This window comes from Ideonella sp. (genome assembly GCF_036277275.1).
GTDB lineage: Bacteria > Pseudomonadota > Gammaproteobacteria > Burkholderiales > Burkholderiaceae_C > Ideonella.
Genome location: NZ_DASUNH010000073.1, coordinates 1 through 12233, shown reverse-complemented (window position 1 = coordinate 12233; position 12233 = coordinate 1). Strand labels below are relative to the sequence as shown.

At 69.0% G+C, this 12233-nt stretch carries 12 protein-coding genes and 1 pseudogene; 8 read left to right on the top strand and 5 right to left on the bottom strand.

Translation table 11 applies throughout. The features are described 5' to 3' along the window. Window positions 1-26: 26 nt before the first annotated feature. From VFY73_RS12900 to VFY73_RS12875, 6 genes are all read left to right on the top strand, one after another. Window positions 27-767, top strand: a complete 741-nt coding sequence (locus tag VFY73_RS12900; protein ID WP_329719298.1) for an ABC transporter permease — start codon at window positions 27-29, stop codon at window positions 765-767. Next, window positions 767-1531, top strand: coding sequence for an ABC transporter ATP-binding protein (locus VFY73_RS12895; protein ID WP_329719296.1), 765 nt, complete (start codon window positions 767-769; stop codon window positions 1529-1531). The genes VFY73_RS12900 and VFY73_RS12895 overlap by 1 nt, the downstream gene beginning before the upstream one ends. Beyond that, window positions 1528-2610, top strand: coding sequence for an MlaD family protein (locus VFY73_RS12890; RefSeq protein WP_329719294.1), 1083 nt, complete (start codon window positions 1528-1530; stop codon window positions 2608-2610). Before VFY73_RS12895 ends, VFY73_RS12890 begins: the two co-directional genes overlap by 4 nt. Beyond that, a complete protein-coding gene (locus VFY73_RS12885) occupies window positions 2607-3209 on the top strand; it encodes a PqiC family protein (RefSeq protein WP_329719292.1) in 603 nt (200 codons plus the stop codon). Before VFY73_RS12890 ends, VFY73_RS12885 begins: the two co-directional genes overlap by 4 nt. A gap of 117 nt (window positions 3210-3326) precedes the next feature. Then, entirely contained in the window at window positions 3327-3716 is a 390-nt protein-coding gene (locus tag VFY73_RS12880; protein ID WP_329719290.1) for a hypothetical protein, read from the top strand. 305 nt (window positions 3717-4021) lie between these two features. Next, complete coding sequence (locus tag VFY73_RS12875) at window positions 4022-5779, top strand: methyl-accepting chemotaxis protein (protein WP_414654450.1); 1758 nt, start codon at window positions 4022-4024, stop codon at window positions 5777-5779. Here the strand turns inward: VFY73_RS12875 and VFY73_RS12870 are convergent. Then, window positions 5695-7338 (bottom strand): annotated as a pseudogene (locus VFY73_RS12870) (DUF885 domain-containing protein); the annotation flags it as partial. The gene VFY73_RS12875 and the pseudogene VFY73_RS12870 sit on opposite strands and share 85 nt — an antisense overlap. Window positions 7339-7463: 125 nt before the next feature. Further along, window positions 7464-8408, bottom strand: a complete 945-nt coding sequence (locus VFY73_RS12865; RefSeq protein ID WP_329719286.1) for a DMT family transporter — start codon at window positions 8406-8408, stop codon at window positions 7464-7466. A 66-nt stretch (window positions 8409-8474) separates the two neighbouring features. Between VFY73_RS12865 and VFY73_RS12860 the strand changes: the two genes are divergently transcribed. After that, entirely contained in the window at window positions 8475-9362 is an 888-nt protein-coding gene (locus tag VFY73_RS12860; RefSeq protein WP_329719283.1) for a LysR family transcriptional regulator, read from the top strand. 311 nt (window positions 9363-9673) lie between these two features. Further along, window positions 9674-10120 carry a hypothetical protein gene (locus VFY73_RS12855; RefSeq protein WP_329719282.1) on the top strand — a complete coding sequence of 149 codons (447 nt, stop codon included), beginning with the start codon at window positions 9674-9676 and terminating at the stop codon, window positions 10118-10120. An 81-nt stretch (window positions 10121-10201) separates the two neighbouring features. Here the strand turns inward: VFY73_RS12855 and VFY73_RS12850 are convergent, their stop codons facing one another. From VFY73_RS12850 to VFY73_RS12840, 3 genes are all read right to left on the bottom strand, one after another. Then, window positions 10202-10447 (bottom strand): hypothetical protein, encoded by a 246-nt coding sequence (locus tag VFY73_RS12850; protein ID WP_329719280.1) that lies wholly within the window; start codon window positions 10445-10447, stop codon window positions 10202-10204. Beyond that, a complete protein-coding gene (locus VFY73_RS12845) occupies window positions 10444-11292 on the bottom strand; it encodes a hypothetical protein (protein ID WP_329719278.1) in 849 nt (282 codons plus the stop codon). The genes VFY73_RS12850 and VFY73_RS12845 overlap by 4 nt, the downstream gene beginning before the upstream one ends. A gap of 38 nt (window positions 11293-11330) precedes the next feature. Continuing rightward, the coding region (locus VFY73_RS12840) for a cobalamin-binding protein (protein ID WP_329719276.1) at window positions 11331-12233 on the bottom strand (903 nt) is incomplete at its 5' end.

The following is a 12233-nucleotide window of genomic DNA, read 5'->3' as shown; positions in this document are numbered from 1 at the left end:
AAGCCAGGGCTTGGTGGGCGGACGCCTTGCTGACGCTGGCTTTCATCGGCGAGGTGCTGTTGTCAGTGCGGCGCCTGCTTGCCGGCAAGGCGGCGATGCGCTGGAGCGACTTCCTGTGGCAGATCGAGCAGGCCGGTCCGCGCAGCGTGGCGATCGTGGCGCTGGTCAGCGCGCTGGTCGGGGTGATCCTGGCGTACATGGGCGCCGTTCAGCTCCAGCGCGTCGGGGCACAGACCTACATGGCCGACCTGGTGACCATCGGTTCGGTGCGGGAGGTGGCGGCGCTGATGACCGGGGTGATCCTGTCCGGCCGCCTCGGCGCCGCTTTCGCGGCGCAACTGGGCAGCATGCAGGCCAACGAGGAGATCGATGCCTTGCGTGCCCTGGGCATCGACCCGGTCGACCATCTGGTGCTGCCGCGCATGCTCGCGTTGCTTCTGATGGCGCCGCTGCTGACTGCCTTTGCCGCGCTGACGGCGGTCCTGTCCGGCGGGCTGGTCGCGCTGGTCGTCTTCGGCGTGCCGCCGATGGAGTACCTGTACAAGAGCCGGCAGGCGCTGACCCTGCCGCACGTCTGGATCGGGCTGGGCAAGGGTACGGTCTACTGCCTGCTGGTGGCGCTGGCGGGCTGCCGTCAGGGACTGAACGCCGGGCGCAGCGCGCAGGCGGTGGGGGCGGCGGTGACGGCGTCGGTGGTGCAGGCGATCATCTGGATCGTCGTCGCGGCTTCGGCGTTGACGATCGCCTTCCAGCGGCTGGACTGGTGATGAGCACGGCGACCAGCGCTTCGCCCCAGGTCAAGGTCGAGGGCCTGACCATGGCTTTTGGCGACAAGGTGGTGCAGCGCAATCTCGATTTCGAGATTTGCGATGGCGAGGTGCTGGCCATCGTCGGCGCCAGCGGCTGCGGCAAGAGCACCTTGCTGCGCCATCTGATCGGGCTGCAGGCGCCGGCGGCCGGCCGCGTCTGCTACGGCGGCGACGACATCCACAGCGACGACGCCGAGCTGCAGGCGCGCTTGCGCCGGCGCTTCGGGGTGGCTTTCCAGTCCGGGGCGTTGTGGAGCTCGATGACGGTCGGCGAGAACGTGATGCTGCCGATGGAAATGTTCTCCAAGATCGGCGCCAGCGAGCGCGAGCAGCATGCCCGTGCCAAGCTGGAACTGGTGGGCCTGGGCGACCAGTTCGACGCCGAGCCGCCAGCCTTGAGTGGCGGCATGCGCAAACGCGCGGCGATCGCACGCGCCCTCGCGCTGGACCCTGAAATGCTCTACCTCGATGAACCCTCGGCCGGGCTGGACCCGTTGACCTCGGCGCAGCTGGACGAGCTGATCCTGCAGCTGCGCGACGGGCAGGGCACGACGGTGGTGCTGGTCTCGCACGAGTTGCAGAGCATCTTCACCGTGGCCGACCGCTTGCTGTTCCTCGATGCCGACGAAAAAACCATGACCGCCCTCGATACGCCGAAGGCCCTGCTGGAGCACGGGCCGGACAAGGTGCGCCAGTTCCTTCGCCGAGGCAAGAATTCATGAAGCGACGCGCCAGCGCCACCACCATCGGGCTGTTCGTCGTCGTTGGCCTCGTGCTGCTGGTGACCGGCGTCATCCTGGCCGGCGGCGGGCGGCTCTTTGCCCACAAGGAGCGAGTCGTGATGCATTTCAGCGGCTCGATCTACGGCCTGCAGCTCGGCGCGCCGGTGGTTTTTCGTGGCGTGCGGTTGGGCAGTGTCAGCTCGATCGGCCTGCTCTACGACAAGACCAAGGACGACTTCCTGATCCCGGTGGTGGCCGAGCTCGAATCGGCCTCGATTCGTGGCCTGGCCGCGTCGAACAACGGCGACAGCGGCACCGCGCTCGCCGCGCTGGTCGACCGGGGCATGACCGCGCAGCTGTCGATGCAGAGTCTGCTGACCGGTCAGCTGTATGTCGATCTGGACATGCGGCCGCAAAAGACGTCGGTGCAGCGCGGCAAGCCCGGGAAGATCCTGGAGATTCCGACCACCGCGACGGCGATCCAGAACCTGAAGAACCAGGTCGATGGGCTGGACTTCCGCCGCCTGTTCGACGACGTGTCGGCGATCGCGGCTTCGGCCCGCACGGTGGTCGCCGGGCCGCAGCTGAAGCAGGCGATGGACGACCTGACCGCGATCACCGGCCATCTGCGCAAGCTGAGCGAACGGCTCGACAAGCGCTTCGACCCGCTGCTGGACACGGCCTCGAAGGCGCTGGTCGATGCGCGCAGCGCTGCCAACCGCGTGGGCACCGCGGCCGACGATGTGTCCGGCACCGCGCGCCGGTTGAGCGGCACCGCCGACCATGTCAGCGCGCTGGTGGCGCCTGAATCGGCTGTGGTGCAGAAGCTGCAGCGCACGATGGACGACCTGGCGCAGATGGCCGGCGCCCTGCGCCAGCAGGCCAGCGACGACTCCGGGCTGGTGCAGAACGCCAACCAGGCGCTTCACGATGTGTCGCGCGCGGCGCGGTCGATGCGCGAGCTCGCCGATCTGCTGGAGCGCCACCCGGAGGCGCTGCTGCGCGGGCGTTCGGCCGCCGTGAAGCCTGACGAAGCATTCGCCGAGCCGACTACCGAGACACAAGGGGCGAAACGATGAAGCAGGGGTGGTGGCTATCGATCGTGGTGGCGGTGGGCCTGGCGGCCTGCGCCGGTTCGCCCTCGCCGCCGTTGCGCTACTACCAGCTGCGGCTGGAGCCGCCGGCGGGCGAGGCCGGGGCGACGCGGGCGTCAGCCCCGCAGCCGGACGTCTGGCAACTGGTGTCGGTTCGCCTGCCCGATTACCTGGACCGCGACGCGTTGTGGCTTGCCGTCGGCGCCAACGCGCTGCAACCGATGGACGGCCATCGCTGGGCCGAGCCGCTGCGCGCGACGGTGCCGCGCGTGCTGGCCCACGACCTGGGCGTGTTGCGCGGGGCTGACCGGGTCTGGAGCGGCAGCGTGCCGGCGGGCGTGGCCGTCGCGCGGCAGATCCGCGTCGAGGTGCTGGAGTTCGGCCCCGCGCCCGATGGCCGGGCCGTGCGCCTGCGCGCCCGCTGGACGATCACCGACCCGCACGGCGGCGGGGCCGCGCAGATTGGCGAGACCGAGGTCGAGGCGCCCAGCGCAGGGCGAGCGCCCGAGTCGCAGGTCGACGCACATCGTCTCGCGCTGTGGCGGCTGGCGCAGCGCATGGCTGAGCGCGCAAGCCCGGCGTAGCCGCTGCCGATCAGGCGCTCCACCGGCCGGTACCCCAAACCCGGTTGATTCCTGGTCTTGGCCCCGGCCCGCCCATCAGATAGATTGCGTCCTGCTCAAGCGAGGGAGAGTCCGGGCATGGCCACGCCACAAGACAGCCTGAATGTCGAACATCGAGCAGCGGTGCTCACCTGCCGTCATGCCAAGCGCGTCAAGGCCGTGGCGGTCGCCGCTGCATTGGGAAGCTGGCTGCTGCCCATCGCCGTCAGCCTAGGTGCGGCCTCTTCGATGCGACCCTATGCCGTGGCTGGCTTGTCCGCATGCGCGGCCAGCTGGGGCATTTCGCTGGTGCTGGCTTGGCGGCTGTATTGCCCATGGTGCTGCGAGCGCCTGTTCTTTGCTTCCGGCGTGGCCAACTCGCCAGGCTGGCGACAGCTCGCCCGGCAGTTCGTCCCTTACGAAACCGTGGTCCATGGCCGGCTCATGTGTCCGCACTGCCGTTCACGCTTCGCCCTCAGCGACGGTTAGGGCCTGTGGGTGCGCTCGCACCGTTGCGTGAACAACGCCTCGTTGGCGTAGGCCGCAGCCGGCGCCAGCTCAAGTCGGCGCGTCGCCTGCCGATGTAGACCGGCGCGAGTAGCCGCCCCTTGCAAGCCGCAAGGCATGGCACTTGCCGCGCGGCTTTGCGCGACCCGTGCGCGTTGGCGGCTTCTGAGTCGCCTACCGGCCGATGCGGGTGAAAGAGCCCACCTTTTTGCGCCTTTCGTGCCACGAGCATCGCCGTTTCGGCCTGCTCGGCAAGCCGCGCCATGACCCGATACCCAAGGAACACGATGAGCTTCATGAACCGCCACTCCCTCAAGACCAGGCTGGTCTGGTTGACCGGGGCCACCGTGCTGGCGCTGGTCGGCGTGGCCCTGGCCGGTGGTCTGGGGCTGAACCACTCGGCCAGGGATTTCGAGCGTTTCGTTGCGCAGGACGTGCAGGCCCTGGCTCACCTGGGCCACCTGCAGGGCGCGGCCAACAGCTTGCGCCGCAACGAGAAGGATCTGCTCATCAACATGGCCAACGAAAAGAAGGCCAAGGAAAGCATCGAAGACTGGAAGGCCGCCGACGCGGCGGCGAGGGCCGCCTTGAACGGCCTCGTCGCGCTGCAGCTCAGCCCTGCGATCAGTGAACCAGCAACGCGGATGATCACGCACCTGGACACCTACCAGGCCGGATTCGGCAAGGTCGCCGCATCGGCCTTGCAGGGCGAGTTCGCGACGCCGCAAGACGGCAACCAGGCGATGCGCACCTACAAGACATCGGTGAACGCGATCGAAGAAGGCGTGGTGGCGCTCGAGAAGCTGCTCGGCGAGCGCCAGGCGGAGCGTCTCAGCCAACATCGCCGTGACGACAACCGGCTCTACGGTGCGCTGGCTGCCGCCACCGTCCTGTTCGCCGCCCTCGTCATGGTCTTCGCCCGCATGGTGGCGCGCTCGGTGATCCTGCCGATGGCCGAAGCGCAGATGGCGGCGGCTCGCATTGCCCAGCGCGACCTGCGGGGCGAGATCACGGTGTCGGGCCAGGACGAAGCCGCCAGCCTGCTGAAGGCCATGCGCGACATGCAGCAATCCATCGGCACCGTGCTGAGCGGCGCCAGGCAGAGCTCGGATTCGATCGCGAACGCCTCGCGCGAAGTGGCAGCGGGCTCGCAGGACCTGTCGCAGCGCACCGAGCGGTCGGCGGCCGACCTGCAGGTGCTGGCCTCGACGATGGACGAGATCACCCAGTCGGTGCAGCAGAACAGTGCCTCGGCCCACGAGGCCAAGCAACTCTCGGACGAGGCCAGCCAGGTGGCGCACCGCGGTCGCAGCGTGGTCGAGGAGGTCGTGCTGACCATGCAGCAGATCAGCACCTCCAGCGGCCGTATCTCGGACATCATCGCCACGATCGATGGCATCGCCTTCCAGACCAACATCCTGGCGCTGAACGCCGCCGTGGAAGCGGCCCGTGCCGGAGAACAAGGCCGCGGATTTGCCGTGGTGGCCAGCGAAGTGCGGTCGCTGGCGCAGCGAAGCGCCGAAGCGGCCAAGGAGATCAAGCACCTGATCGGCCACTCGAGCGAGCAGGTCGGCCTCGGCGTCGAAAAAGTCGAGCGAGCGGGCCAGACCATGGGCGAGATCGTGCAAGCCGTGGGGCGCGTTTCCGGCATCGTGGGCGAGATCAGCCACGCCACGCAAGAGCAGAGCGCCGGTATCCGGCAGGTGGCGCAAGCCGTGACCCGACTGGACGAGACGACGCAGCAGAACGCCGCGCTGGTCGAAGAGTCGGCTGCGGCGGCTGCAAGCCTGCGCAGCCAAGCCAACGAGTTGGCCACGGGGTGGCGGTCTTCAAGGTCTGAGCGGCACCGCCGGTTCATGCCGCCGCGGCGCCGAACCGGCCGGTCTCAACCCACGCCGAGCGTGCGGGCCAGCACGGCCAGGGGCAGGTTGCCCGCGCCCAGCACCGCGTCGTTGAAGGCCACGGTCGTGCCGCCACCGGGCGCTGGCCGGCGCGCGAGCCACTGCTGCCGCAGTCGCAGCAGCTCGGTCTGCCCGATCTTGTAGCCGCAGGCCTGGCCGGGCTTGACGCAATAGCGGTCGATCTCGCCCTGCACGGCGGCACGGGGCCGGCCGGTCGCCTCTGCCAGGGTCTGGATGGCACGTTCGCGGCTCCAGCCGAAGGCGTGCAGTCCGGTGTCCACCACCAGCCTGGTCGCGCGCAACTGCTGGGCCTGCAGGTAGCCGAGCCGGGCGAGCGGGTCGTCCTCGTAGAAGCCGGCGTCGTCCACCAACTGTTCGGCGTACAAGGCCCAGCCTTCCGAGTAACCGTTGAACTTCAGCAGCGCGCGCAGCGGGTGGCGGCGTACGACCTCCGTCTCGTGCGCCTCCTGCCACACATGGCCGGGCAGGGTCTCGTGCACGACGAGCGTCGGCAAGGTCCAGCGCGGCCAGGTCGCCGTGTCGCGCAGGTTCAGGTAGAAGACCGAATCGCGCGAGCCGTCGAGCGCGCCAGGGAAAACGTAGGCGCCGGCTGCGCCCGCCTCGATCTCCGGCGGCACGCGCTTGACGTCCAGCGGCGCGCGCAGGGCCAGGGCCGACCAGCGCGGCATCGCGGCACGCACGCGCGCCACCCACTCGTTGCAATGGGCGATGGCCAGTGCGCGCCCCGCGTCGTCGTTCGTGAAGCAATGTCGTGCGTCCTGGCCCAGTGCGGCCATGCGCTGCCCGACACTGCCCTGTGTCAGGCCCTGCGCGCGCAACAGCGAGTCCATCTGCGCGTCGATCTCGGCTGCTTGCGCCCGCCCGATGCGGTGGATCTCGCCGGCCGCGAGCGTGGTGGTGGTGCCCACCCGCAGCGCCCAGGCGTAGTAGCGCTCCCCATCGGGCAGGCGGCGCACGCCGGCTTCGTCGTTGGCTGACGTCATGACGGCACTGACCGCGTCGCGCTGGCGCTGCACCGCGGGGTACAGGCCTCGTTGCAGATGGTCGAAGGCCGATGCGGCCGTCTTGTCGGCGTTTGTCGTGGCCGCCAGTGCCGTGAGCAGCCTTGCCTCGGCAGGCGGCGTCGCCAGCATCGCGTCGAGCTGCTCGTGCAAGGTGGCCAGCACGAAGCGCGGCGCCCGTACGCCCAGCGCGGCGTCATGCCGCAGGCGCTCGGTCTCGTGGTCGATATGCGCCGGCAATGCGGCCAGGCGGTGCAGCCAGGCGTCCCGGTCCTGCGGCGTACGCAAGGGGTGCTGCGTGGCCAGGAACTGCGGGGCGCTCAGCGCCAGGCCGATCATCTGGTTGATGACGTACGGCGTGCCCTCCTGCGCCAGCGTGGCCATCAGGCCCTGGTCGCCGTAGGCGAAGCGCGTGCCTTCGACGCCCAGTTCCAATGCAAAGCAGGCAGCGTCGAACGTAGCGGCAGCGTCGCGATCCAGCCCCTGGCGTGGCGTGGCGCGCAGGCGCGCCAGTGCGGCGATGTAGCGGTCGTTCCGCGAGCGGGCAGCGTCGAGCGAGCGGTCAGCCCAGCGGTGGCGCAACGGTGCCCGCGCGCCCGTGTCCAGGCCCAGGGCCGTGGCCTCTTGTGGCGCTTCGGTCAGCAATTGATCGAAGAGGATGTCCAGGTGCTTGTCGAGCATGGGTGTCGCGCCGGAAGTGGAGGATGGCTGCGGGTCATGCCATGGGGCGCAGCCGGCGAGCACGGTGCCGGCGCCCAGCGCACTGGCCCGTCGCAGCCACAGGCGGCGGGACGAGGAGGGCGTGATCATGCGGACACCTCCTGCGAAGGCGGCGCGCGGCGAGCCGACCGGGGCCAAACGCCAAGCACGAGCGCGCTGCCGGCCAGCACCAGGCCGCCTCCCAGCACGATGCCGGGGGTCAGCGGTTCGCCCAGCAACGCCACGCCGAGCATCACGCCGAAGGCCGGCACCAGCATCGTGACCGTCATCGCGCGGCCCGCACCGAGCCGGCGGATGAGGCGGAAGTACATCAGGTAGGCCAGGGCGGTGCACAGCCCGCCGAGGGCCAGCGCACAACCCCAGGCGAGCGCCGAGGGCGGATGCACCGGCCAGGCGAGCCCGCCCGGCACCAGCAGCACCAGCGCCGCGGCCGCCTGACTGCCGGCGGCCACCAGCGGCGCCGGCGCATCGGCCAGGTGGCGGTGCGTGTAGTGGGCGCAGGCCCCGTAGCAGGCGGTGGCCAGCACGGCTGCGCCCACGCCGAGCGGCAGCCCGGCCGTGGGCTCGGCCGCCGCCAGCTTGTGCGCCACCATGCCCACCACACCGCTCACACCGAGCAGCAGGCCCAGCGCCTGGACGCCGCCGAGGCGCGCGCCGAAGATCGCCCAGCCGAGCGTCGCTCCCCAGAGGATGGCAGTGGCGTTGAGCACGGCGCTGAAGCCGGCCGGCAGACTGAGCGCGGACAGCGCAAAGAGGCAGAAAGGCAGCGCCGAGTTGAAGATGCCGAGCATCAGCACCGGCCGCCACCATCGCCCCGCGTCGGGGTGCCGCCAGACGCCGCGCAGCAGCGGTGCCAACAGCAGCGCCGCCACTGCGACACGCAGCGCCACCAGGGCCACCGGCCCGAACTCCGGGGTGGCGACGCGCATGAAGAGGAACGAGGCGCCCCACGCCAGTCCGAGCAGCAGCATTTCGCTGATGTCCAGCACGGTGGGGCGAGCGAATGAAGGGGAGGCCAGTGCGATTGACATGGCGACATGCTGATTCATTTCGAGCGATGACAAAATGAACGACTGTTCATGTCGCGGGGATTCGCCATGTCACGCTCTTCGCAGATGACGCTCGGCCAGCTCGAACTCTTCGTGGCACTGGTGGAGGCTGGCGGCTTCTCGGCCGCGGGCGCACGCCTGGGCATCAGCCAGTCGTCGGTCAGTCACACGGTGAAGGCGCTCGAGCAGGCGCTGGGGACGGCGTTGTTCGATCGTCGCCAGGCGCCGCCAGCGCTGACCGATGGCGCGCAGCGCCTGCTGCCGCACGCGCGGGCGCTGCTGTCTGCGGCTGAGGCGATCCGCCAGGAGGTTCAGGCCGAGCAGGGGCTCAAGTCGGGCCTGTTGCGCATCGGCTCGTTCGGGCCGAGTTCATCGCTGCGCCTGTTGCCGCAGCTGCTGCGGGCCTTTGCGCTGCGCCACCCGGGAGTGGAGGTGCGGGTGGATGAAGAGGCCGACGGCGTGATCGCGCAGTGGCTGGTGGATCGGCGAGTCGAGCTGGGCTTCGTCACGCTGCCTGAAGAGCGCTTCGACACCGTTCATCTGGCCAGCGACGAGTACGTGGTGGTGCTGCCCGAGCGTCACCCGCTGGCTGCCCAGGAATCGGTTCGGCCGCGGCAACTGCATCGTCAGCCCTTCATCGCCAGCTCGGCAGGCTGCGGCGACGAGATCGCCGGCATCCTGGCGCGTGCCGGGGCCCAGCCGCTGGAGCTGTTCCGGATGCCGCAGGTCATCTCGGTGCTGGGCCTGGTGGCGCAGGGGCTGGGCGTGTCGGTCTCGGTGCGGCTGGCGCTGCCCGACGCGTGGCCGGGCGTGGTGTACCGGCCGTTCCTGCCGACGGTCGAGCGGCATGTGGCGCTGGCGATGCTCGATCGCAGCGCCTTGTCGCCGGCGGCGCAGGCTTTCGTGGCGATGGCCCAGGCGGGCGTGCGGGGCTGAACCGTTTGGGGAGCGGCAAGACAGCGCGATCCGCGAGCGTCGGCTTCTTGGCAGTGCGGGGCTCGCGTGATCGGCACGCCGAGGCGCATCGGCATCCTGGTCTAGATAATTCGTGTTTTCACAATTGACTGTGTGTTTTTATATTGTTTATTCCTGAAAGGTGAATCTCTACAGTTGAGTCCATCGATGAGCCGCTAGCAAACAAGACGACTCACCGAGGCAAGGACAAGACGGCAGCGCGACTCCCCAGCGCCAGCCGCCATGCCCGGAAACGAAGTCTCAACCGATTGACCCCTGAAAGGATGACCACCATGTTCGCCAAGCAAGCCCAGATCGCCGTTGCCGCCATCGCCCTGACCATCGCCGGCGGCGCCTTCGCCCAGTCCACCGACCGCAATGTGTTCGACACCGAAACGAACCTGCGCATGCCCGCTGCCGCATCGGCCGAAGGCCTGAGCCGCGAAGCCGTGCAGGCCCAGTACGTCGCCAAGCGTGACGCCAACAACATCGCCAGCTTCAACCCGGAAGCGGCCTACTTCGCGCAGAACAACGATTCGAGCCGCGTGATCGCATCGCTGTTCACCCGCAAGCCGGCCCAGGCGCAAGCGTCGGCCGGCGGCCTGAGCCGCGACGAAGTGCGCGCTGAAATCATCTCGGCCCGCGCCAACGGCGAGATGAACGTGTTCGACACCGAGACGAACCTGCGCGTCGCGCCGAGCGTCCGCGTGCCGGCTGCCACGACGTTGGCCCAGCGCTGATTCAACGGCCGACCTCGGCCGCCATGCAAAAGGGCAGCACCACGCTGCCCTTTTTCCTTTTGTCGGCGCGGCGCCTGTCGCCTACTGCGGCTTGGCGCAAAGGTCGATGATCTTCACCGAGCCTTCCAGGCTCAGGGTCGCCGGGTCCCGGGTCGTCGGCCAGCGGGCGTCGAAGGCGACGCGGCAGCCGTCTGGAGAGATCTCGATTGACGACATGATGCGGAACGATTCGTGAGATGGCGCACTGGCGAACCAGACACGTGAGCTCTTGCCGTCACGCGTCAGGTACAGCCCGCCGCCTTTGGTGGACGAGTCCGCGACGATCACCAAGCAGACACTGGAAGCATCACTGCGCCCGATGACAGGTGTCGCTCGGCGAACAGCGCTTGCAACGCCGGCGGAAAAGGCATGCGGTCGATCCGGCCGCCGGGACGCAGCAAGACTGCTGCCTTCTGCTCGGCACCATGCGCTTCACTCCAGCGGAAGCCGCCGACATTCAGCAAATGGGCACCGGCGAACGGAAGGTGCCTGACGTTCGGAGTGATCTCGCCGCTCGTCGCGGCGAGGTCGATGCTTTGCTCTCCCAACCTCAACTGCAGCGGCCGAGGCTCGTCGCCAAACGCGCGCTGCCAGGTGATGAAGCCCTCGCCCGGCTGCAGGTAGATGCGCGGGTGGTCTATCGAACCCGGTATAGGTTTACGAGCATCCTCCGGCAGCATCTGCCGGCAGGCTACATCGTTCCAGTCCGGGTGCGCCCGATCCGGCCAGGGCACCAGGCGGCTAGATGCGCCATCCCACTTGAACCATTGCGTGACGGGGGCGGGGCCAAATTCACTGCCGCGAAAGTAGGCCCGGGTATCGCCCACCGCGGCACTTACGACACCGGCAGGCGGGTTGGTGCAGGTCAATCGGCCCCGCGGGACGATGGTGCGCCGCTGCCGGCTGCGGGTGTCGAACGCGACCACCTGTTGTGATGTCCAGGAATTTGTGGCCTGCGGATCGCCGGCAAACGTGGTGATGGCCAGCGTGTGCGAGTCCAACCAGGCGAATGGCCCCCGTGCGTTCGGCAGCATGGCCACGCCGGTTTCGATGATCGGCAACTCGGCGTCGGGAATCTTGGCGGCGCCAGCAGCCGAGGTGGCGCAGGCCGACAGCAACCAAGCCGAGGCCACGGCGGCTCGAGTGAGAAGGTGGAGCATGGGGGTTGTTTCTATCGGGCTTTGTCGATGGCCTCACACAGCTGCCGCGCGCCTTGCACGAAGCGTGGGCCCATGCGGCCGATCAGGTCGCCGTCGATCATCGCGAACCGTTGGTGCTTCACCGCATCGACGCCCGGAAAGCGCGGCCATTGCCCTTGCTCCGGGTGATCGCTCGGCGCGCCGGCCATCGCGATGACCTGCGGGTTGCGCTGCACGGCTGCTTCCCAGCTGACGGTGGGCGTGAAGGTCGGCAGCTCGCCAAAGATGTTGGTGCCGCCGCAGGCGGTGATGGCCTGGTGGATCAGGTGCTCGCGGTTGATCGTCATCAGCGGCTGGTGCCACAGCTGGTAGAAGACCCGCACTGGCTTGCGCGCGGCGTATTCGGCCTGGAGCTTTGTCCACTGCTGCTCGACCTGCTTCGCTTGTGCTTCACCCGCCTCGGCATGCCCGAGCAATTGGCCGATCGTGCGCAGGCTGCGCGCCAGGTCGGCCACCGAACGGATCTCGCTGTCGAACACCGGCACGCCCATCGCCTGCAGCGGTGCGCGGGCGCGGTCGGGAAAGCCGGTGCGCCAGACGAGGATCAAGTCGGGCTTCAGCTTCGCAATCGTCTCGTGGTGCACCGCCACCGCGTCGCCCACGATCGGCAGCTGCTTTGCCTCCGCAGGAAAGTCACTGTAGCGGCTGACGCCCACCACCTGGGCGCCGGCGCCGATGGCGAACACCTGTTCGGTCAGGTGTGGGCCCAGCGTGATCACGCGCTGCGGCGGCCGGGGCAGGCTGATGGTGTGGCCGCTGTCGTCGACCACGCTGATCGGCTGCGCTTGGACGCCCGCAGCCAGCAGGAAGAGCAGGGCGGCGAACTGGCGCATCACACCGCGGCCGTCTTCGGCTCGAACTCGCAGTACGCCCGC